The organism is Neptunomonas phycophila (genome assembly GCF_001922575.1).
GTDB classification, from domain to species: Bacteria; Pseudomonadota; Gammaproteobacteria; order Pseudomonadales; family Balneatricaceae; genus Neptunomonas; species Neptunomonas phycophila.
Window position 1 is genome coordinate 1 of record NZ_MRCI01000006.1, and the last position, 22,511, is coordinate 22,511.

The window sequence follows — 22,511 nt, forward strand, 5'->3', positions numbered from 1 at the left end:
CGGCTTCACCACCGAAAACTTCTGCACATACGCGAGTCAGTGCTGCTGTCAAAGTTGTTTTACCGTGGTCAACGTGGCCAATAGTACCTACGTTAACGTGCGGCAGATTACGTTCAAATGATTTCTTAGCCATCGTTAGCTTCCCAAAAAGGTAATACGTGAATCACAAATACAACAAAGGGCAGATATATTGCTACATCTACCCTTCAAATTCTGGAGCTCAAGAGCGGAATTGAACCGCCGACCTCACCCTTACCAAGGGTGTGCTCTACCCCTGAGCTACTTGAGCTTTACCCTAACAGCCTAAACTACAAATACATTAAGCTACTAGATTTACACTTTCGCCCAAAGACATACTCTGGAGCGGGTAGTGGGAATCGAACCCACCTCTTCAGCTTGGAAGGCTGAGGTAATAGCCACTATACCATACCCGCTAAACCGAGCATTATATGGTGGTGGGGGGTGGATTCGAACCACCGAAGCTTGCGCGTCAGATTTACAGTCTGATCCCTTTGGCCACTCGGGAACCCCACCATCAAGGCCACTTCGTAAATGGTGCCGGCACCAAGAGTCGAACTCGGGACCTACTGATTACAAGTCAGTTGCTCTACCAGCTGAGCTATACCGGCTTAACGAAGTGGCGCATATGTTAATGATCAGGTTTTATAGATGCAAGCCCTTTACACACTTTTTTTGCTATTTTTACGTCTGGTTTGCTATCTAAGAGGATTTCATTGATTTTATTGATCATTTTACGATCAAATTTTCCACTTTCGCTGATAAACACCGAGATTTTAACGTGCTCATCCAATTGCGTGTTAATCACCGGCTCCAACCCTTGCTCTACTAAAAAATCGCTAACTTGTGCAATATCGCCTTCATTAGCAGGTATTTCATAATCGAAGCAAACACCCGTTTCATTATTCTGCTTTTGAACAGAGATCGGATCTTGGCCCAACGGCACATTTAGCTCATTGACCAGCCGTATAGTATGTATATCATTCGACGGCGTCTCCGTCTGGCCAGACGGAGATTCGAGCATACTGAATGCAAATAGCACAACCGCATTAGCCAACAGTAAAAATATAACCCACCATTTCATCACTGTTTATCAGCCCACATGAGTCCGTCTAGTACAAGGTCTGGCACCAATAGCGCACCCGGCATTTGCGCCTGCAGCAAATAACCATCACCACCTGTTATATAAAGCTGCGAACCTGACTTAGACGCTTCTTCTAACAATTGACCAGCTAACGCCTGCAATAAGTATCGCGTACCATTATTAACACAGGCTCCGGTATGTTTCCCTGGTTCAATACTCAATAAGTCTTCATCATCATAGCGAACGTTAGCGGTATTATTTAACAAGCTAGCACGCATCATTTGTAAGCCTGGAACAATATACCCACCTAGGTGCTCTCCCTGCGCGCTCAAATAATCAATGGTAATTGCACTTCCGCAATCAACAACGGTAGACGCTCCGTCATCCTGATGTCGTGCAGCCAACATTGCCAACCAACGATCAACCCCCATCCTAGTAGGCTCTATGTAACTATTGCGCACACCCGCTGCTGAACTTGCTGACACAGCAAATAAAGGCGTTATATCCCAACGTGTTTTTAGTGCCCGCGTGAGTGCTTCGTTAAATTCGCGACCGGCTACCGAGCCTATCCAAATATCGCAAAGCTCATCAAGCACCAATTCTGGCTCATCAATATCAGCTATACGAGACAAGAAGGGCTCTTTCAGACACCGAAGCGCTTTAGTAATCGTGCCGTCAGAAACCCAGCGCCATTTAACAAAGGTATTTCCCACATCTATTTCAAGACGCATGGTAAGCTCTCACGCTAACTTCACCTGCATGAAAATGCTCTACACCGTCAGAGTGATGGATGATCAAGGCTCCTTGCGCATCAACTCCCTGACACTCACCGACCACCTCTCGATGCCCCGAGATAATCCTAACCGATTGCTGTTGATACGCATGACACGCGTGCCATGCGTCCTGAAATGCCGCAAAGCCGTCCACTTTGAACTGCTCTAACATCGGGATAAGGTGATTCAGCACAGTGGCCATTAATTGATTACGAGAGATTGGTGTTTGTGACAGTGAAGACAAATCCACCCACGGTTGATCTATCCCCTCACTTGCTTCATCTGACATCGTGACATTGATCCCAACACCAATGACTACTTGGCACTCACCTGATGCATCACCTTGCATTTCGAGCAAAATGCCCGCAAGTTTTTTAGAATCTACCAATAAGTCATTTGGCCACTTTAGCTCAATGCCTGATAAACCCATGGCGGTCAGCGCTTGTTGCAGAGCCAACCCCACAACCAAACTCAGCCCTTCTAGGGCCGCAGCGCCATGAGAAAAATTCCACACCAACGAAAAGTATAAATTACGAGCAAAAGGGCTGACCCATTGGCGTCCGCGCCGCCCTTTACCCGCCGTTTGATACTCAGCCAGATATAGGTGCGCATCGGCTAACCCTTGCTGCATATCACGCATGGCGAGCGTATTGGTTGAGTCAACCACGCGCTGTACCGTAATGTTACGAAGGTGGCGTGCCACCAAATCGCTGCAGTCGGATACAATTCTCTCTTCGCAAAGCAGCTCTAAACCGCCGGGCACTCGATACCCACGTCCACGGATGCTGTATATCTCAACACCTAAGGACTCAAGGCTTTTCATTTGCTTCCAGATAGCACTTCGGCTAATACCTAGATGCTGACCAAGCTCTTGCCCTGAATGAAATTGACCATCTGACAACGCCGCCAATAAACGCTCATCAATAACCATTTATTTGCTCCGCTGATAAACAATGAAGCTGTAGTCATAAGGGTTTGGGCCTTGCGCCGAAAAGTCTTCACGGCCGAGCTCGGTCCATTGCGAGCGATTAAATTCGGGAAAATAAGCATCTCCCTCTATATCCGCATGTACTTGCGTAATATACAAACGCTCTACTTCAGGCAAAGCTAATGCGTAAATTTGAGCGCCACCAATAATCATTGCCTCGTCTACGCCATCAATCAGCGCCTGACTTTCGGCCAATTCAATGGCCTCAGGTAAAGACATAACAACTTTGATGCCCTGGGCCGTAAAAGAAGCATCTCGACTTATGACGATATTAAGACGCCCCGGCAATGGCTTCCCGATAGATTCAAAGGTCTTACGACCCATAATAATCGGCTTACCCATGGTGGCTTGCTTAAAATATTTGAGATCGCCCGGCAAATACCACGGCAATTTATTGTCTCGACCAATCACACGGTTAGACGACTGTGCGACTATCATTGCTAATCTCATGGGTGACTACCTAACTTAATAGGTAGCGCTCACACGGAGGCTGACCTATCGTTATTATCAATTCTAGGGTGGGCAGTTTACTACAGCCAGAAGCTTGTGCACATTAGCGGCACGTTTACACCGCTAAATACCAATATCTCGCGCTCATCTGCCGCTGAAATTATCGAATGTAGTAACCCACTATTACCCCAAGCACTCCAACCAAGTCGATACTCCACTTACCGTGCACACATTCACAATAACAAGGAGCATGTAATGTCTAAAAAAATATTATTTTTAGTGGGCGACTACGTTGAAGACTATGAAGTTATGGTGCCATTTCAAGCACTTGCCATGGTTGGCTATACCGTAGAAGCCGTCTGCCCAGACAAGCAAGCTGGCGATTCGATCAGAACCGCTATTCACGACTTTGAAGGTGACCAAACTTACAGTGAAAAGCCCGGCCACAACTTTCAGCTTAATGCAGATTTCGATGCCGTTAATACTGACGACTATGTTGGACTTGTCGTTCCCGGCGGCCGAGCACCCGAATACATCCGTTTAAATGAGCGCGTTCTTGAAATTACTCGCGAGTTTGCTCAAGCCAATAAGCCTATTGCAGCCGTGTGTCATGGAGCCCAAGTACTAACAGCCGCCGGCATTGTAGATGGCCGCAAAGTATCCGCTTACCCAGCATGCGCACCTGAAGTTCGCCTATGCGGTGGCGAATACCAAGACATTGCTGTTGACCATGCCTATACTGACGGCAACATCGTTTCAGCACCTGCATGGCCAGCCCACCCGGCTTGGTTAAAGCAGTTTTTAGACGTTTTAGGCGCCAAGATAACACTGTAAGAACAAATCGTTCTTACCTAAACAACCTCATAGGTTGATGATACCTGTTACGTGATTTATAAAGAGAGCTAACCTTTGCAGGGAGCTCTCTTTTATTATGTGCCATTTATACTCCAGCACCAGCCCAAGCTTATACGAAACAACAACTCGCTCAGTTAGAATCGAAGGCGCGGTTACAAGCATTCGCTTGGAAAATCATTTTTGGAACATCATTGATGAAATAGCTGAAAGCGAAGAGTCCAGCACTCCCAAGTTCTTGAGCGACCTATACCGTGAAGTGGTCATTCGCCGTGGGGAAACCGGTAACTTTGCTTCACTATTGCGAGTGGTTTGCACTGTCTATCTCGAAAAAATAACGACCACATGATGCAATAACAAAGAATCAGAACTTTAGTCTCAAAAGCCCTACCCCTCTGTACTATTGATAAGCCAACGGCTCTGCTCCACAGTTATATTCTTGATATTCGTTAAACGCCTCCTCCCCCATAACAATAAGTAAAAGCCGGATACCGTGCCGGTAAGGACCGTTTGATATGCTGTACCGTATATTATTGCCGCTTGTCGTGGTTGTACATTTGTGGCTGCTAACAAGCGCCGCTGTTCAGGCAAATGAAGCCGTGATGAGCCCTACCTATGCGGGCAAACCACTGATTGATGGTCTCCCACTACAAGCGCTATTCCCCAAAGCCACCCGTTTTGGCGATAAAGAAGCCGACTTACCCGTCTATGCGGCTTATCAGCTCGATGAGCTGCTTGGATATGCGTGGTTGTCTGATGAGATTAATAATCTTGCCGGTTTTGCAGGTAAGCCAATTCGACTACTGATAGGCCTTAAACCTGACGGATCATTTCAGGATGTCACGGTTATCGATCATCATGAACCCGTTTTTTTACATGGGCTGGGAAACGAATCGATGCATGAGTTTTTAGCGCAGTATCGCAATCGTTCGGTACGTAACCAAATCATTGTTGGCAGCGCACAAAACTCGCAGTTGAGCTCACAATCAGACGGAGGCGCAAGTGGCACGGTTGTTTTTGACGGCGTCACGAAGGCCACTATTTCCGTGATGATAATCAATGATGTAGTGCTATCGACTGCGCTACAAGTAGCGCGCGCACGTTTGGAAGGCTTTGCATTGCCAACTCAGTCTCGCCTACTTGAAAAACCAATTACTTCGCAGAGCTGGGACGCACTTGCCAACAATAATCTCATACATCAATGGACACTCTCGCAAACAGAAGTAGAAGAGTCGTTAGGTCGATCACTCAACAGCTACCCCGAATTTTCAAATACAACAGCGCCAAACACCCCTTTCATCACATTAGCTTATGCCTATCTAAACGCTCCTCAAGTAGGAGTAAACTTGCTTGGCGAAGCACGCTACAAAGCGCTGATGGACCGTTTAACACCTGGCGACCACCTTCTTTGGGTTGGCTCTAGCGGCCTTTACCCCCATGCCGAAGAAAACTACACACCAGCAACCGTTCCATCACGCTTGTCCTTAGACCAAGGAGGCTTATCGGTAGAAATACGCGATATCAATGCACCCAGCGAATTTAATGACATTATTACTCCTGGTGCGCCTCGCTTCTCGACGGCCCATTTTTTAAGAATTAAAGGCAGCGCAGGTTTTGACCCAGGCAGCCCTGTTGATCTTAAGCTACATGTAAACCTTGCAAGAAATCACTTGATTAGCGATAGCGCAACTTTCCTTAGCCACTACCAGCTCCCTGACAGTGAATGGGAACCCGTACAAATAGACACCGCAAAACCACTGCCGTTGTGGATAAAGCTTTGGATGGATCGCTGGGTTAGCGTATGTATTTTATTAATAGGCCTAACTGTTTTAATCGTTAGCTTTATCAAGCAAGACCGCCTAAGTCGCTGGAAACACTTCCATGCTTTTCGCTGGGGGTATTTGGCATTCACTCTCTTTTTTATTGGATTTTATGCGCAGGGCCAATTGTCCATCGTTAACATTTTCACCTTGTTCCACTCGATAAAAGACGGCTTTGATATCACCATTTTTTTATTAGACCCCGTCATTTTTATCCTGTGGATTGTCACTTTTATTAGTTTATTTATCTGGGGACGCGGGCTTTTTTGTGGATGGCTTTGCCCTTTTGGAGCCTTACAGGAAATGTCCTCTTGGTTGGGCAAAAAAATAGGCCTTAAACAGATACGCGTTCCGGCTACACTTCACCGTCGCTTAATCTATCTAAAATATCCCATTATAGGCGGGCTAGTAGCCGTCTCTTTCTATTCATTAACGTGGGCCGAAAAGCTATCTGAAGTAGAACCCTTTAAAACCAGTATAACCTTAGTTTTCATCCGCCATTGGCCATTTGTGCTTTATGCCGTAGGGCTGCTGATTGTAGGGATGTTTATTCATAAGTTTTTCTGCCGCTATTTGTGCCCATTAGGCGCAGGCTTGGCAGCTATTGGCTGGTTGCGTCGCTTTGAATTACTAAAACGAGTCGACTTTTGCGGTTCTCCTTGCCAAACCTGCCACCATCGCTGTGAAATAAAAGCCATTAAGAAAAGCGGTGAAATAGACTACAACGAATGCGTACAATGCCTAGAGTGCATCGTTATTTTAAATGATGAGGAGCAGTGCGTTGATAAACTCCTCACACGCAAAAAACAGAAAAAAGCCACTGTTAGCCAACGTATTCCTAGCGTGCAAATACACCAACCGTCTTAACCCGTAGCTTTCTAAGATGCTAGGGCAGATCAAAAAAAGGGCTCACCAGAGCCCTTTTAAACTTAATACGGAAAACACCATCGCTAGCGCTTAGCGATCACCCAAATAGCATGGACAATACCGGGGATGTATCCCAATAAGGTTAATAAGATATTCAACCAAAACGCACCACCGATACCCACCTGAAGAAAAACACCCAATGGCGGCAACAAAATAGCAATAAGCACTCGAATCAAATCCATGACATATACCTCTTTATGATTAAATCATTTAGTAAAGGTATAGCAGGAACTATGCCACAAATTAAGCCATTGATTTTTAAGCACTTAAATAAACCACTATGCAGTTCAGGATAAATTTTTTACACTGATTTTGCAGCTTTTACCGACTATTAAGGCACTTTATCGCTTTCATGTCGTCCACTCAATTACACCACTATTCAGGCAAAACGCCACCAGCAAAGGATACTCTCATGTATATCGCTATGAACCGCTTCCGAATTGCATTAGGCAAAGAGCAGGAATTCACAGACATTTGGAAAAACCGAGACAGCCATTTAAGCGAAGTGCCCGGCTTTAAGTCATTTCAATTGCTACGTGGCTCTACCGATGACGAATGCACCTTATTTGCTTCGCATTCTATTTGGGAATCAGAGCAAGCGTTTCGTGATTGGACACAATCAGAAGCTTTCAGAAAAGCACACGCGAATGCGAGTACGTCAAAAGGTATTTATTTAGGCCCCCCTAAGTTTGAGGGCTTTGAGCAAGTCTTATAAAGACTTGCTTATATTCGTTGGCTGACAAGCTATGCAGACAGACCTTATCAACACTTATTCATAGAAGCCTGCGCCATCCGCTATCACTGACGCAAAAAATAGAAACCCGTTAAGAGCTGCTCTTTAAAGTGCTAAAGTCCTCTTTGAGCAGCTCATGGTAGCGATCAATCATGCTTTGGGCGAGTTCGCTATTGCAACCATCTTGCTCAATAGCTGCTTTGGTTTTCTCGTTGATGGCTTTAGTAAGAACACCCAGCTCATCTCTCGCATCAGCTTCTGTCATTTCCGGGCGTACTTCACTCACTGTTTTAGCCGTCACATCAGTCACTGTTGCTATAGCGCTTTTATACGCGGCTTTTTCTGCCCCTTCATGTGCGTTGCACTCGGATGCAAAAGCTCCGGCAGTGGTGAGCACTTGATACAATTTAATGCTCATAGCTGCATCACGATTTTCTGCAGCATGAGCGCTAGAAAGAGGTAACAACAAGGGTACAAGGATACTTAAATACGATAGTTTCATAACTGACTCCTGTGAAACAGCTGCCCAAAGACAGCCTGACAAGACACAATCACACCGAAAAAGGATATTGGATAGGCTCATGATGCTGATAACCTTCCACTTCAAAATCATCCATTGTGACCCAAGTTTCAAGGTCTTCTAGAGATTTTATATCCGGATTAATGTGTAACTTCGGTGGATCAAACGGTTCACGTTGGAGCTGTACATCGCGCATCAGTTCAACTTGATCTTCGTAAATATGTGCATTCACAATATTGTGATAAGCCAAACCCGCTTTATGGCCGGTAATTTGCGCGATTAATGCTAATAGCGTGAATACTTGAATTTGATTAAACACCAAACCCAATGGCACATCACAACTGCGCTGATAGGAAGTTAAATGCAACGTATCATTTAATAAAGAGAAAGTGTGGGTATGCATACAAGGTCGCAAGCAGCCCATATGGAACTCACCCGGATTATAAAACGTCAGGATTTCCCCACGGTCATCTATACCTTGGCTTAGGTTATCAATCAGCTTTTTGAGCTGATCAATATGTCCACCATCAGGCTTAGACCAACGACGTCCCTGTACTCCGTAAACACGCCCCATATCGTCATCCCCTGTTCGATACGGATTGTTCAGCCATGCCTCATTAAGGTTTGCATTGGCATCCCATGTTTTAGTACCTAACAGACGGAAATCTGCTGCACTGTCATATCCACGCAAGTAACCAATTAGCTCTGCAATGGCTGATTTCCAAAACGTTTTACGGGTGGTCACCATAGGAAACTGGTTTTGGCCCACATCGTACGTCATGTTTGCATTGATCACGGTAAGACAACGCTTACCGGTCCGCTTATTTTCGATCCACTCGCCCTGATCAATTAACCGCTGACAAAGTGCTAAATATTGTTTCATATCGATGTCCGAACTGACTACGCCTGCTTAGGCTCAGTGTATACATTACGTTGGTATGCCCAAATGATAATAACGATACCAACCACAATCATTGGGAACGACAAAAGCTGCCCCTCTGTCAGCCAGCCAAATGCTAAATAGCCAATGTGCGCATCAGGCTCGCGGAAGAGCTCGACAAAACTGCGGAATAAGCCATACAGCAATAAAAACAGACCTGATGCCGCTGCTCGCGGTTTAGGCTTACTGGTATACCACCACAGCACCGCAAACATCACCAAGCCCTCTAAGGCTGCCTCATATAACTGAGAAGGATGGCGAGCTACATTATCGCCGGTGCGTGGGAAGATAACAGCCCAAGGTACATCAGCTGCGCGCCCCCATAACTCTCCGCCGATAAAGTTTCCGACACGCCCTGCACCTAAACCGATAGGCACCAGCGGAGCTACAAAATCACCAATGTCAAAAAAGGTCTTATGATAACGACGCGCAAACAACGCCAACACCACCAGCACCCCTAACAAGCCTCCATGGAAAGACATGCCTCCTTCCCATACAGCAAACAACCACAGCGGATTTGCAAGAAATTGATCAAAGTTATAGAACAATACATAACCAAAGCGACCACCGATAACAACACCCAGCGCACCCCAAAAAATAAGGTCTGATATTTGCTCTTCTGTCCACCCAGAGCCCGGCTGCTTGGCGCGCCACGAGCCTAACCCCCACGCAGCAGCAAAACCAATCAGGTACATCAAGCCATACCAGTGTATCTGTATAAATCCTAAATCCAGTGCAATAGGATCTATGTCATGCACCCACATAAAACGACATCCTTCTTCTTGCTGGTTACAGCAAATTAGCCAGTAAAAAGCGCATTGACACTATGAACAAAAACGCTGCGAATATTTTTTTCAGAAGATCACCCGGTAAGCTATGCGCCCACTTCGCTCCTAATTTAGCAAACAAGGAGCTACTAATGACAATCCCAGCAAAAGCCGGCAAATAAATATAGCCTAAGCTATAAGGTGCTACATTTTCATGATTCCACCCCGTGTAAATGTTAGTAACAGCGCCCATAACCGCGATGGGCAAACCGCACGCTGCTGACGTTGCAACGGCTTGTTGCATGGAGATTTTTTTCCAAGTAAGGAAGGGTACGGTAAGAGTGCCCCCGCCAATCCCAAAGATCGCGGCTCCCCAACCAATAAAACCACCCGCCCCTGCCAACGTTGGAGTAGTGAGCTCTGAATCTCGGCCTTTGGGGGTAAAACCAAAGGCCATTTGGCAAGCCACCAAGAAAGCAAAAACACCAATAATAATCTGCAAATGAGGCCCGCTCAGCAAATCCGCGGTAAAGGCGCCGAGTACCGCACCAATCGCAATCCCAACCCCCAACGGCTTGAACAAATCCCAGCGCACCGCTCCTCGGCTATGATGAGCCTTAATAGAACTCACCGAGGTAAAAATAATTGTCGCTAACGACGTCGCCACCGCCGCATGCGTCAATACGTCTGCAGACATACCCTGCGCGCTAAAACTAAACACCAACACAGGAACAATGAGTATCCCGCCGCCAATACCAAATAGACCCGCAACGATACCCGCCGCAGCCCCAAGCACTAAATACATCACTAAAGTTAAGAGCATTCACATTTGTCCATACAGGCGTAAATAAGTGCCATTTTACATTAACTTGCTCCATACGCGATGCTCTGTGCGTATAAATGCCTCATGTAAAATGAATTGATAATAAAGAGAAAAATAAGCGAGCGTTATGCAGGCAAATCAGGCTGACTCAGTTGGCCAAGCCCCATTCGTCGAATGGCTTCCGTTAAGAAAGATTGAATTTTATCAGCATCATCCATGCGCCGCACTTTATAGAATAACGTCCTTGCCTGTTCCAGCCGCACACCCCTAATGGCTGATTTAACTCGCGGCAGGTTCGTCGCGTTCATAGAGAGCACGTCATAGCCCATGGCCATCAATAACAAAGCACCCGCAGGTTCTGATGCCATTTCACCACAGATAGAGACTTGGATTGACTCTTTATGAGCTTCACGAGCAATATACTCTAAGGCTTTCAACACCGCCGGATGGTAGGACATATACAAACCGGCCACGCGCGGGTTGTTGCGATCAACGGCAAGCAAGTACTGAGCTAAGTCATTTGAACCAACAGAGATAAAATCCACACGTTTAGCAAACAATCGCACCTGATATACCGCTGCCGGAACTTCAATCATCACGCCAACTGGCGGACGCTTAATATCGTGCCCATCTTCTTGAAGCTCGCGAACAGCACGATCGAGCAACCGGTTAGACTCATCTACCTCGTACACACTCGTTACCATTGGCAACATGATACGCAAGTTATCCAAGCCCTCGCTGGCACGCAACATAGCGCGGATCTGAACAAGAAATATCTCCGGATGATCTAAGGTTACTCGGATACCTCGCCACCCTAAGAATGGGTTTTCCTCTTTAATTGGGAAGTACGGTAGCGACTTATCACCGCCAATATCTAACGTGCGCATCGTTACTGGGTGCGGAGCAAACGCTTCGAGTTGTTTGCGATAAATTTGAGTCTGTTCCATTTCACTAGGGAAGAAGTCACGCACCATGAAAGGAATTTCTGTTCGGTACAAACCGATCCCCTCTGCACCGCGCTCCAATGCTCTGGAAACATCGGCCGTCAACCCCGTGTTAACCCACAAGGGCATACGATGGCCATCTTTCGTAATGGCAGGTAGATCTCTTAAGGTTGCTAACTCGGCGGTGACCTCTGCTTGTTCTCGATGGATCTCACGGTAGATCCCCAGCAATTCTTCAGAAGGCTCTACGTACAAGCGCCCTGAGTAGCCATCCACAATCACGAGACGGCCATCTAAACGACGAAATGGCAGGTCGACGATTCCCATCACTGTTGGTATACCCATCGAGCGCGCTAAAATAGCCGCATGCGAATTGCCAGAGCCATGTACCGAAACAAGCCCGGCAAGCTTGTCGGTTGAAACTTCCCCTAATATGGTAGGCGAAAGCTCTTCCGCCACTAATATAGCGTTTTCTGGCAGCTCTATATCGCCAGGGTTACTAGCCTCTTGCAAGTAAGTGAGCACTCGCCTACCAAGATCCCGCACATCGGTTGCACGCTCGCGGAGGTAAGGGTCTTCCATCACAGCAAATTGCGCTGCATTCGTATTAATCACCTGACTCAATGCCCCTTGAGCCCAATTCCCTAAGCGGATAACCGTCACCACTTCGCCAGCAATCGCTGAGTCATCTAGCATGCGAAGGTACACATCAAACAGCGCCTTTTCGTCATGGCGTAACTTTTCCGCTAACCGTTCACTGACACCGCGAATATCATTACGTACACGCTCCAATGCGTTATAGAAAATCTGAATTTCTGCATCTATATCGGTAACCGTCTTATCGGGAACCGCATCAAGGTTAGCTAAAGATGCCATAACAACGACAGGACCAATAGCGACTCCCGCGCCGGCTGCTACACCGTCAAAGCGTCGATCAGCCATGCGTGTGGGTGCTCTTTCACGCTGATCCGCACTGCCGGTTGCATCAGCTACTGAGATGAGGCCTGCTAACTGAGCAGATACCGTCACCATGAAGGCTTCTTCGGATTCATCATAGCGACGCGTCGCTTGCTGCTGAACGACCAAGACCCCCAGCACGCGCCGCTGATGAATAATAGGGACACCTAAAAACGCGTGGTAACGTTCTTCACCTGTTTCGGGTAAATAACAGTAAGCCGCATGAGTCTCCGCATCCTCAAGATTAATAGGCTCTGCCCTACGCGCGACTAAACCTACAATCCCCTCAGATGAAGACAAGGAAGCACGCCCAATCGCATCAACATTAAGCCCTTGGGATGCTCGCAACACATATCGTTGTGTGGGGTGATCAAACAGATACACAGAACAAACATCTGTGTGTAAACCTCGCTGAATACTACGTACAATCATATCAAGCGCAGTCTCCACATTTTGTGCAGAACTCACTTCCTGTACGATTTTACGCAGTAATTCCAGCATTGCTGCTCCTTAATTTAAACGAATTTCGATCCTATCAACTACACTTCTCTCGACTCTAACGTACACAGCCTTGATAGTTTAGGCGATAATTCTTTCATCGCCTTACGGTAGACTTCTCTTTTAAATGAAACAACCTGCCCCAGAGGGTACCAATAACTAACCCAGCGCCATCCATCAAACTCCGGAGAGTCTGTTTCATCAATTATCACAGCATCATCTTGGCTTAACATACGAAGCAAGTACCATTTTTGCTTCTGTCCCACACAAATAGGGTGGGAGTGTTTCCGGATCATGCGCTTAGGCAACCGGTAACGTAACCAGCCACGCGTAACAGCCACAATTTCTACATCGTTAGCTGTGAGGCCTATCTCCTCTTTTAGTTCGCGGAACATTGCCTGTTCCGGGGTTTCATCGTCATTAATGCCACCCTGCGGAAACTGCCAGGCATCCTGTCCGATTCGTCGCGCCCAAAGCACCTGACCCAGAGAGTTAGCCAGAATGATACCTACATTCGGTCTGAACCCATCTGAATCTATCACAATAGTCATCCTAGAAAATTATTACCTTATTGTTCCACACTTCCATCAATCCGCAAATAGCTTGCCAACTTGTTATCACTAATGGGTAGAATAGGCGCTCTTGTTTAGCACTACATGGCATCAACTATTCTTAACGAGGAGCACACAAGGTGAGCTTGGCTATTTTTGATTTGGATAACACGCTATTACATGGCGATAGCGATCACGCATGGGGGGAATTCCTATGTGAGAAAGGCATTGTCGATAGTGAGCTATATCGCCAAGCGAACGACACGTTTTATCATCAGTATGTTGCTGGCACACTCAACATTTATGAGTTTTTAGAGTTCGCTCTTAAGCCGCTAAAAGAGCTACCACGGGATCAACTCAACCAACTGCATGAACAGTTTATGCGCGAAAAAGTTGAGCCAATGATTACTGAAAAAGCCGAAGCGCTGCTCAAACAGCACCGCGATAAAGGCGACTTTTTATTGATTATTACGGCAACCAACAAATTTGTGACAGGCCCTATTGCTGCACGCTTGGGTGTTGATGACATCATGGCCACAGACCCTGAAGAAATAAACGGGCAGTACACAGGCAAAGTGGCTGGCACTCCTTGTTTTCAAGGCGGTAAAGTAGAACGCTTAAACGAATGGCTTTCAACGCATGAGCACTCGCTGGCCGGAAGCTCGTTTTACAGTGATTCGCGTAACGACTTACCTTTACTGGAGGTAGTAGAGAATCCGGTAGCGGTCGATGCCGATGAAACATTAACGCAGATTGCTACCGAACGCGGCTGGCCGATAATAAGCTTGCGAGATTAAGGCCTTCAGCCAAGGGAATGAGCCAAACCGATAAACCCCGTCGCCAGACGGATTTATCGGCTGGCCGATGAATTATTTTTTGGGTCTAGGTGCGTAGGCAAATACATCTGAGTGCATATTTTTCTCGTCCAGCCCTTTTAGCTCACATGCATCTAGCAAGGCATAAACCATCGCCGGTGATCCACTGGTATAGACAATTGCGTTCTTAAGGGTATCAAAGTCTTGGCTAATAGCATCCGGCAGTAAGTCCGTACGCCCTGTCCAACCGCATTGGTCACCAGGCTCACTTACCACTGGGTGATATACCACATTGCTATGAGTGACAACCCATTCTAGTGGCAGCTCAGGCATGTACAAATCGGCTGCTATCCTCGCTCCCCAGTAAAAATGAATAGGGTTTTGCACTCCTTGCGCTAATAAATGCTCGATGATGCTTTTCATTTGCGAGAAGCCAGTACTGGCCGCCGCTAAAATGATCGGTGTTTCTCCGTCCATAGTGGCCGCGTTAACGAAGCAGTCCCCTTTAGGAATTTCTACATCAATCGTTTTCTCGGTTTGCAGCGTAGTGACGATTGCTTTTGAAAACTCGCTTGCATCGCGTATATGCAGCTCTAGCAAACGGCCGGCTTCGGGCGCGCTGCCAATAGAAAAAGCGGCTTTTCGCTCATCCGGCATCACAATTTCAAGGTATTGGCCGGCGAAATACTCTACCGCCTGCGATGCGGTAGGTGGCATACGTAAGGTGACTTTATAAACGTCGTAATTCAGGCCTTCAACCTGAACGATATCACATGTAAGGCGTTTCACTATTTGTTCTCCAGGGCGTTTTAACCCTTTGATATGTACCCATAGATCACTTAACGGGGTGGATGTACACGCTAACCCCATAACCACTGGCTGTTGATGATCCTGCATTTCATTATCCTGGTGAAGTCGTTTTTCAGGATAACGCTGTTGCACACTTCCTTTAAGCAAAGTGAACTCACAAATTTCGCAGACGCCATTCCGACAACTGCGAGGCATTCTATAGCCATGCGACTCTAGGGTTTCTAAAATGGTATCACCCGGCTCAACAACCAAGGCTTGCGCATGGTCATTAAGCCGAATCGTCAACGGAACTGGCTGACCGGCCATGTTACAGGATACCTAAACTATCCCAAATATCATCAACATGCTGTTTGACCGCTTCATCCATTTTGATTGGTTCCCCCCACTCTCGTGTAGTTTCACCCGGCCATTTATTGGTCGCATCCATCCCCATTTTAGAGCCTAAGCCTGATACGGGCGAGGCAAAGTCTAAGTAGTCAATGGGGGTGTTATCAATCAACAAGGTATCTCGCGAGGGATCCATACGCGTTGTAATCGCCCAAATGACATCATTCCAATCACGGGCATTAACATCGTCATCACACACAATAACAAACTTGGTGTACATAAACTGTCGCAAAAACGACCAAACCCCCATCATCACGCGCTTAGCATGCCCGGGGTATTGTTTCTTCATTGTCACAACCGCCATACGATAGGAACAACCTTCCGGCGGCAAATAAAAATCGACAATCTCTGGAAATTGTTTTTGAAGAATAGGCACAAACACTTCATTGAGTGCCACACCTAATATAGCAGGCTCATCTGGGGGGCGGCCGGTATAAGTACTGTGATAGATAGGGTTAGGGCGATGTGTAATACGCTCAACCGTAAACACGGGAAACTGATCAACTTCGTTGTAGTAGCCAGTATGATCCCCAAACGGCCCTTCATCTGCCATTTCATCAGGGTAAATATAGCCTTCCAAAATAAACTCAGCACTGGCCGGCACTTGCAAGTCACTTCCAATACAGGTGGTCAATTCCGTTTTTCCACCACGCAATAAACCCGCAAACGCATACTCAGATAAGGTATCCGGCACAGGCGTTACCGCACCGAGAATTGTTGCCGGATCAGCCCCTAGCGCAACAGCAACCGGGAAAGGCTCGCCTGGGTGCTTTTCTTTCCACTCTCTAAAATCGAGCGCCCCCCCGCGATGAGCCAGCCAACGCATGATCAGCTTGTTCTTGCCAATCAGCTGTTGGCGATAAATACCTAAGTTTTGGCGTGTCTTATTAGGGCCGCGAGTAATGACTAATGGCCAAGTAACCAACGGGCCCGCGTCGCCGGGCCAACAGGTTTGAATAGGAATAGTCCCTAAATCGACATCATCCCCTTCTATAACATGGCTTTGGCAAGGTGCATTCTTAATCACCTTAGGCCCCATATTCATTACTTGTTTGTATAAAGGGAGCTTATCCCAAGCATCGCGCATACCTTTTGGCGGCTCGGGCTCTTTTAGCATAGCGAGCAGCTTACCAACTTCTCGCAAAGCCGTGACACTACTCTCGCCCATACCTAGAGCTACTCGTTCGGGCGTTCCAAACAAATTAGCCAGTACGGGGTAATCATAACCCTTAGGGTTTTCAAACAAGAGAGCCGGACCTTCAGCACGGAGTGTGCGGTCGCAAATCTCAGTCATTTCTAGATTAGGGTCGATCTCTTGTGAGATACGCTTAAGCTCGCCACGTTCTTCGAGTACCGCAATAAAATCACGAAGATCTTTATATTTCAGCGTCGACATCGTTATCCTTATAAATTGGCAACTGTCAGGAATACTAGCGAGGTAGACAACCGCGCTCGTTCATCGACTCTATGTACGAACGAGTCGCTCCTACCGTGCAAAAAAACTAAAAAAAAGGGCAAGCCTCAGCTCACCCTTTTCATATTACACGACCTTTACTTTCGCTTCATGGAAAGGAAAAACTCGTCGTTTGTCTTAAAGTCTTTTAGCTTGTCGATCACGAACTCAGTTGCTGCTGAATCGTCCATAGAATCGAGCAACTTACGCAGAATCCACATACGCTGTAATTCGTCTTCGCTAGTTAGCAAGTCTTCACGGCGCGTGCCGGAACGACGAATATTGATAGCAGGGAACACACGGCGCTCTGCGATTTTACGATCCAAATGAACTTCTGAGTTACCCGTACCTTTAAATTCTTCAAAGATAACTTCGTCCATTTTAGAGCCGGTATCAACCAATGCCGTTGCAATAATGGTTAAGCTACCGCCTTCTTCGATGTTACGTGCCGCACCGAAGAAACGCTTAGGACGCTCCAAAGCATGCGCATCAACACCACCGGTTAGTACTTTACCGGATGACGGAATAACCGTGTTATAAGCACGAGCTAAACGCGTAATGGAGTCAAGCAGGATAACAACATCCTTTTTGTGCTCAGTTAAACGTTTCGCTTTTTCGATAACCATTTCGGCTACCTGTACGTGACGTGCTGGTGGCTCATCAAATGTAGAAGCGACCACTTCACCGCGAACGGTACGCTGCATGTCAGTAACTTCCTCAGGTCGCTCATCGATCAACAACACGATCATATGGCATTCTGGGTTGTTACGCGTAATGCTATTCGCGATGTTTTGCAGCATTAAGGTTTTACCCGCTTTGGGCGGAGATACGATCAGCGCACGCTGACCTTTACCCATCGGGGACACCAAATCCAATACACGAGCAGTAATATCTTCCGTACTGCCGTTACCTTGCTCCATGCGTAAGCGCTCTTGCGCAAACAACGGTGTCAGGTTTTCGAATAAGATTTTGTTTTTAGCGTTTTCCGGACGGTCATAGTTAATTTCATTAACTTTGAGCAGTGCGAAATAGCGTTCGCTATCTTTTGGTGGGCGAATTTTGCCCGCGATAGTATCGCCTGTACGCAAATTGAAACGACGGATTTGACTAGGAGATACATAAATATCATCCGGCCCGGCTAAGTAAGATGAGTCTGCTGAACGCAGGAATCCAAAGCCGTCCTGAAGTATCTCCAGAACACCATCACCATAAATATCTTCGCCACTTTTAGAGTGCTTTTTAAGAATTGCGAAAATAACATCTTGTTTTCTAGAACGAGCCAAGTTGTCGAGGCCCATTTCCTGAGCAATTTCTAGCAGCTCAGGTACGCTTTTTGTTTTTAATTGGGTAAGGTTCATATGCTTGTGATGAATTGCCAGAGTCGGCTGATATTGAAGGAAAAATAAGAGGAAAACTTACAGAATCAAGTGTGAAGAAAGACGCAATTAATGAAGCGGTCACGCTTGACGTTTTTAAATATAGAAGGTTGCACCACCGGTGTCTAGTAAAAAGGAGAATAAAATCGCTAAAAGACGATAATTTTCTCCTTTCTTCGCCAATCAGCTACAGATTCGCGTCAACAAAAGCAGCTAATTGTGATTTTGACAAGGCGCCAACCTTAGTTGCTTCAACGTTTCCGCCTTTAAACAACATCAGTGTTGGAATACCACGAATGCCAAATTTAGGTGGCGTGTCGCTGTTTTCATCAATATTGAGTTTGCAGATCTTTAGACGACCATCGTACTCTTTGGCAATCTCTTCCAGTACTGGCGCTATCATTTTGCATGGACCACACCATTCAGCCCAGTAATCAACCAGAACGGGAACTTCTGCTTTTAATACATCATCATCAAAAGACGCATCAGTAACATTTACGATATTTTCGCTCATCGAACCTCTCTCCAAACGCACCTGAGTTTCGTGCTTTATCTTCTTTGGGTATCGATAATACCACCGCTACCAAAAAAAAGTGAACCTATTAAAGGAATGTTGTTATCGACTGATTCTGTAACAGTGTTCTGGTAATCTAAATAAAAATAGCTTTTTGAGTAGAAGACCCATTGCATGGATAACAGTGATAACGCCACAACAATCACCGAAGACGGTGCTTTATTAGCCGCCATTGACCTCGGTTCTAATAGCTTTCATATGGTCGTTGCCAAGCTTTTTCAAGGCGAGCTAACAACCGTTGACGTCATGTCCGATAAAGTTCAGCTGGCCGCCGGTATGAATGGCGATAAAATGTTAGGTGAAGAGGCGATAGAACGCGGCCTCAACTGTTTGCGCCGTTTTGCTCAACGCATCAGTGCAATTCCTCGCAGTGCAATCAAAATAGTCGGCACGAACGCTCTACGCGAAGCTCACAACAGTTCAGCATTTGCCACTCAGGCTGAAAAAATCTTAGGAGTGCCGTTAGAGATCATTGCCGGACGAGAAGAAGCGCGCCTTATTTATTTGGGTGTTTCACATACATTGGCCGATGTAGCCGGTGCACGACTCGTGGTGGATATAGGTGGAGGCAGCACCGAGTTTATCATCGGTGAACGCTTTGAACCCCTTGAAACAGAAAGTTTAGATATGGGCTGCGTCAGTTTCACACAGCGTTTTTTTAACGACGGAAAGATGAACGCGACTAACTTTCGTCGAGCAGAATTCGCTGCCAAACAAGAGCTACTTTCTATCCGCGAGCGCTATCGCCAAGTAGGCTGGTCCAGTAGCGTGGGAGCCTCAGGCTCAATCAAAGCGATCCGTAACGCCTGCGTTGAGTGCGGGTTTACTGATAATGAAGAAATAACGCCCAAATCGTTGGCCAAACTTAAGGATAAATTCCTCTCGTTTGATACCGTTTCAGATCTAGACATACCCGGCATAAAACAAGAGCGTTTAGCGATTTTGCCTGCAGGTTTAGCCATTTTGACGGCACTTTTTGAATCGCTTGGTGTTAAGTCTATGGGCTTTTCGACCGGTGCTCTACGCGAAGGGTTGCTCTATGACATGGCGGGGCGCTTACAACATGAAGACGTACGCGAACGCTCAATATCGGCTTTGTGCCAACGTTATCACGTTGATTTAACGCACGCGCAACGTGTTGAACATACCGCTATGATTTTGTTAGCCCAAGTAAAAAGCGCTTGGGAGCTCGACTCGCCTGAGTATCATGATTTACTGGCATGGGCTGCGCGCACCCACGAAGCTGGGCTGACCATTGCCCACAGCCAATTCCATAAGCACAGCGCCTACCTTGTACAGCACTCTGATTTGGCGGGCTTTACGAGTTCAGAGCAACAGTTATTAGGTTTTCTTGTGCGCGCTCATCGCCGTAAATTCCCTAAAGATGAGTACAAGCTACTGCCTGATAATCGCCAAGAAGCCATGAAGCGACTTTGCGTATTACTACGCCTTGGAGTGATTCTAAATCGCAGCCGTGACGATGTTCGCCTACCCGCGCTGAGCTTACAAGTTGATGATAAAGACATGCAGCTCACCTTCCCTGAAGGCTGGTTCCCGCAGCACCCCTTAACGGAAGCAGATCTTGAGCAAGAGCAAGATTACCTCAAGCATATTGATATCAATTTATCAGTAAGCTAGTACTCGCTTACCGCACAAGCATTATTTTATATTGATCTACAAACAAAAACGCCCCTGAATCATCAGAGGCGTTTTTACTTAACCAGCGAAGCTTATTGTTGAGGACCTGCCGCAACAATCTCTTCTGCAACACCGCTAAACTTGGTGAAGTTATCCACAAACTGGCTAATCAACTTACCAGCCGCATCGTCATAAGCCGCTTTGTCAGCCCACGTATCACGAGGATTTAGCAAGTTTGATTCGACACCCGGCACTGCCAACGGTACGTCAAGGTTAATACCGTCTAAGTGCTGAGTCTCAACACCTTCTAATGCGCCGCTTTGGATCGCTGCAATGATACCGCGCGTTGTAGGAATGCTGAAACGCGAACCTGTACCATAAGAACCACCAGTCCAACCGGTGTTAACCAGATAAACTTGTGATCCAAACTCTTCAATACGCTTAATTAATAACTCAGCGTACTCACGCGCTGGGCGCGCAAAGAATGGAGCACCAAAGCAAGTAGAGAAGGTAGATTTAATACCACCACCAGAACCCATTTCGGTTGAGCCGACTAACGCCGTGTAACCAGACAAGAAATGATAAGCCGCCGCTTCTTTTGATAAGATAGAAACCGGTGGTAACACACCTGTTAAGTCACATGTTAGGAATACGATGCCTTTCGGCTCACCACCCATGTTAGTCTCTGAACGTTTTTCAACGTGCTCTAACGGGTAAGCACAACGACCATTTTCTGTCAGTGTTGTATCGTCATAATCAGCCGTACGGTTTTCATCCAGCGTGACGTTTTCAACAATTGAACCAAAACGAATCGCATCCCAAATGATAGGCTCGTTTTTCTTACTGAGGTTAATGGTTTTAGCGTAGCAACCACCTTCCAAGTTGAAGACAACACCTTTGCCCCAGCCGTGCTCATCATCACCAATAAGGTAACGATCAGGGTCAGCGGACAGTGTAGTTTTACCTGTTCCGGACAAACCAAAGAACAATGTTGTGCTGTTATCTTCACCAATGTTGGCAGAGCAGTGCATTGGAAGTACGTCTTTTTCTGGCAAAAGGAAGTTCTGTACAGAGAACATCGCTTTTTTCATTTCACCAGCATAACGCATACCCGCGATCAGGACTTTGCGTTTAGCAAAGTTGAGGATGACACAGCCATCACTCTTAGTACCATCACGCTCAGGCACACATTCAAAGCCAGCAGCGTTAATAATCTGCCATTCTTCCTTGGACTTAGTGTTGTATTCAGCGGGACGGATAAACAAATTGATACCGAACAAATTTTGCCACGCTGTTTCGGTCGCCATGCGAACCGGCAGGTAGTGGCTTGGGTCAGCACCAACATGTACGTTGGAGACAAAGTGCTCTTTACCAGCTAGATACTCTTCAACACGACTCCACAGCGCATCGAATTTTTCTGAATCGAAGGGACGGTTAATATTACCCCAGTCGATCGCATCAGCAGTGCTTGGCTCTTCAACGATGAAACGGTCCATCGGAGAACGGCCTGTACGCTTGCCGGTAGTGACAACCAGAGCGCCGGTATCTGCTAACGTGCCTTCGCCTCTATTGATTGCATGTTCAATCAACTCAGCACGTGTCAGATTTAAGTGAACGGTATTCTCAGTTTCTTTGGTCATTACTGGATTCCCTTGGCTCGCGCCAAAAACGTTACCTGAAAAGCAAAAATCCCCTGAGTCTGCCTAAGGCAGTTATTATAGTATTGTGGGGGGCGGTGATATTATCACAAAAACTCGTGCCAAGTTCTATGAGCAAAACGACGAATACACCGCATGCTCTTGTTCTCAGCCTA

Annotated in this window: 23 protein-coding genes and 4 tRNA genes; 6 read left to right on the forward strand and 21 right to left on the reverse strand. The window is 46.6% G+C overall.

Features of this window, described 5'->3' with window-relative positions; genetic code table 11:
- From BS617_RS17335 to BS617_RS17375, 9 genes are all read right to left on the reverse strand, one after another.
- Positions 1-133 (reverse strand): GTP-binding protein (locus BS617_RS17335; protein WP_249263643.1); only part of this gene is annotated, 133 nt, incomplete at its 3' end.
- Between the two features lie 81 nt (positions 134-214).
- Positions 215-289, reverse strand: a tRNA-Thr gene (locus BS617_RS17340).
- Positions 290-359: 70 nt separating this feature from the next.
- A tRNA-Gly gene (locus BS617_RS17345) sits at positions 360-434 on the reverse strand.
- A 16-nt stretch (positions 435-450) separates the two neighbouring features.
- Positions 451-534 (reverse strand) — tRNA-Tyr (locus tag BS617_RS17350).
- A 19-nt stretch (positions 535-553) separates the two neighbouring features.
- Positions 554-629, reverse strand: a tRNA-Thr gene (locus BS617_RS17355).
- A 20-nt stretch (positions 630-649) separates the two neighbouring features.
- Entirely contained in the window at positions 650-1,102 is a 453-nt protein-coding gene (locus BS617_RS17360) for a hypothetical protein (protein ID WP_075174267.1), read from the reverse strand.
- Entirely contained in the window at positions 1,102-1,833 is a 732-nt protein-coding gene (locus BS617_RS17365; protein ID WP_075174268.1) for a type III pantothenate kinase, read from the reverse strand. Before BS617_RS17365 ends, BS617_RS17360 begins: the two co-directional genes overlap by 1 nt.
- On the reverse strand, positions 1,823-2,806 hold the full coding sequence (birA, locus tag BS617_RS17370) for a bifunctional biotin--[acetyl-CoA-carboxylase] ligase/biotin operon repressor BirA (RefSeq protein ID WP_075174269.1): 984 nt from the start codon (positions 2,804-2,806) through the stop codon (positions 1,823-1,825). The genes BS617_RS17365 and birA overlap by 11 nt, the downstream gene beginning before the upstream one ends.
- Complete coding sequence (locus tag BS617_RS17375) at positions 2,807-3,313, reverse strand: dihydrofolate reductase (protein WP_075174270.1); 507 nt, start codon at positions 3,311-3,313, stop codon at positions 2,807-2,809. It abuts the gene before it with no gap.
- Positions 3,314-3,568: 255 nt separating this feature from the next.
- On the opposite strand from BS617_RS17375, the gene BS617_RS17380 reads away from it, so the two are divergent.
- From BS617_RS17380 to BS617_RS17390, 3 genes are all read left to right on the forward strand, one after another.
- A complete protein-coding gene (locus tag BS617_RS17380) occupies positions 3,569-4,147 on the forward strand; it encodes a DJ-1/PfpI family protein (protein ID WP_075174271.1) in 579 nt (192 codons plus the stop codon).
- Between the two features lie 97 nt (positions 4,148-4,244).
- On the forward strand, positions 4,245-4,514 hold the full coding sequence (locus BS617_RS17385; protein ID WP_075174272.1) for a ribbon-helix-helix domain-containing protein: 270 nt from the start codon (positions 4,245-4,247) through the stop codon (positions 4,512-4,514).
- Between the two features lie 166 nt (positions 4,515-4,680).
- Positions 4,681-6,852 carry a 4Fe-4S binding protein gene (locus BS617_RS17390; protein ID WP_212667485.1) on the forward strand — a complete coding sequence of 724 codons (2,172 nt, stop codon included), beginning with the start codon at positions 4,681-4,683 and terminating at the stop codon, positions 6,850-6,852.
- Between the two features lie 83 nt (positions 6,853-6,935).
- Here BS617_RS17390 and BS617_RS17395 read toward each other — a convergent pair whose 3' ends face one another.
- On the reverse strand, positions 6,936-7,094 hold the full coding sequence (locus BS617_RS17395; RefSeq protein WP_075174273.1) for a YqaE/Pmp3 family membrane protein: 159 nt from the start codon (positions 7,092-7,094) through the stop codon (positions 6,936-6,938).
- Between the two features lie 230 nt (positions 7,095-7,324).
- Between BS617_RS17395 and hmuQ the strand changes: the two genes are divergently transcribed.
- Positions 7,325-7,627: a heme-degrading protein HmuQ gene (hmuQ, locus tag BS617_RS17400; protein WP_075174274.1), complete on the forward strand. Its 303-nt coding sequence runs from the start codon at positions 7,325-7,327 to the stop codon at positions 7,625-7,627.
- 109 nt (positions 7,628-7,736) lie between these two features.
- On the opposite strand, the gene BS617_RS17405 is transcribed toward hmuQ, so the two are convergent.
- From BS617_RS17405 to BS617_RS17430, 6 genes are all read right to left on the reverse strand, one after another.
- Positions 7,737-8,147: a hypothetical protein gene (locus BS617_RS17405; protein WP_075174275.1), complete on the reverse strand. Its 411-nt coding sequence runs from the start codon at positions 8,145-8,147 to the stop codon at positions 7,737-7,739.
- Between the two features lie 49 nt (positions 8,148-8,196).
- Positions 8,197-9,048, reverse strand: coding sequence for a thymidylate synthase (locus BS617_RS17410; protein WP_075174276.1), 852 nt, complete (start codon positions 9,046-9,048; stop codon positions 8,197-8,199).
- A 17-nt stretch (positions 9,049-9,065) separates the two neighbouring features.
- Entirely contained in the window at positions 9,066-9,869 is an 804-nt protein-coding gene (gene lgt, locus BS617_RS17415; RefSeq protein ID WP_075174277.1) for a prolipoprotein diacylglyceryl transferase, read from the reverse strand.
- A 25-nt stretch (positions 9,870-9,894) separates the two neighbouring features.
- A complete protein-coding gene (locus BS617_RS17420; protein WP_075174278.1) occupies positions 9,895-10,695 on the reverse strand; it encodes a sulfite exporter TauE/SafE family protein in 801 nt (266 codons plus the stop codon).
- Positions 10,696-10,820: 125 nt separating this feature from the next.
- On the reverse strand, positions 10,821-13,097 hold the full coding sequence (gene ptsP, locus BS617_RS17425; protein ID WP_075174279.1) for a phosphoenolpyruvate--protein phosphotransferase: 2,277 nt from the start codon (positions 13,095-13,097) through the stop codon (positions 10,821-10,823).
- A 38-nt stretch (positions 13,098-13,135) separates the two neighbouring features.
- Positions 13,136-13,636, reverse strand: coding sequence for an RNA pyrophosphohydrolase (locus tag BS617_RS17430; RefSeq protein WP_075174316.1), 501 nt, complete (start codon positions 13,634-13,636; stop codon positions 13,136-13,138).
- A 149-nt stretch (positions 13,637-13,785) separates the two neighbouring features.
- Here BS617_RS17430 and BS617_RS17435 point away from each other — a divergent pair, with 149 nt between their 5' ends.
- Positions 13,786-14,442, forward strand: coding sequence for a histidinol-phosphatase (locus BS617_RS17435; protein ID WP_075174280.1), 657 nt, complete (start codon positions 13,786-13,788; stop codon positions 14,440-14,442).
- A 72-nt stretch (positions 14,443-14,514) separates the two neighbouring features.
- Here the strand turns inward: BS617_RS17435 and BS617_RS17440 are convergent, their stop codons facing one another.
- From BS617_RS17440 to trxA, 4 genes are all read right to left on the reverse strand, one after another.
- A complete protein-coding gene (locus BS617_RS17440; RefSeq protein WP_075174281.1) occupies positions 14,515-15,576 on the reverse strand; it encodes a 2Fe-2S iron-sulfur cluster-binding protein in 1,062 nt (353 codons plus the stop codon).
- Position 15,577: 1 nt separating this feature from the next.
- Positions 15,578-17,053: a 4-hydroxy-3-polyprenylbenzoate decarboxylase gene (gene ubiD, locus BS617_RS17445; RefSeq protein WP_075174282.1), complete on the reverse strand. Its 1,476-nt coding sequence runs from the start codon at positions 17,051-17,053 to the stop codon at positions 15,578-15,580.
- A 155-nt stretch (positions 17,054-17,208) separates the two neighbouring features.
- Complete coding sequence (rho, locus tag BS617_RS17450; RefSeq protein ID WP_075174283.1) at positions 17,209-18,468, reverse strand: transcription termination factor Rho; 1,260 nt, start codon at positions 18,466-18,468, stop codon at positions 17,209-17,211.
- A gap of 205 nt (positions 18,469-18,673) precedes the next feature.
- Positions 18,674-19,000: a thioredoxin TrxA gene (trxA, locus tag BS617_RS17455; RefSeq protein WP_075174284.1), complete on the reverse strand. Its 327-nt coding sequence runs from the start codon at positions 18,998-19,000 to the stop codon at positions 18,674-18,676.
- Between the two features lie 174 nt (positions 19,001-19,174).
- Here trxA and ppx point away from each other — a divergent pair, with 174 nt between their 5' ends.
- On the forward strand, positions 19,175-20,698 hold the full coding sequence (gene ppx / locus BS617_RS17460) for an exopolyphosphatase (RefSeq protein WP_075174285.1): 1,524 nt from the start codon (positions 19,175-19,177) through the stop codon (positions 20,696-20,698).
- 92 nt (positions 20,699-20,790) lie between these two features.
- On the opposite strand, the gene BS617_RS17465 is transcribed toward ppx, so the two are convergent.
- Positions 20,791-22,338, reverse strand: coding sequence for a phosphoenolpyruvate carboxykinase (locus tag BS617_RS17465; protein WP_075174286.1), 1,548 nt, complete (start codon positions 22,336-22,338; stop codon positions 20,791-20,793).
- Between the last annotated feature and the right edge of the window lie 173 nt (positions 22,339-22,511).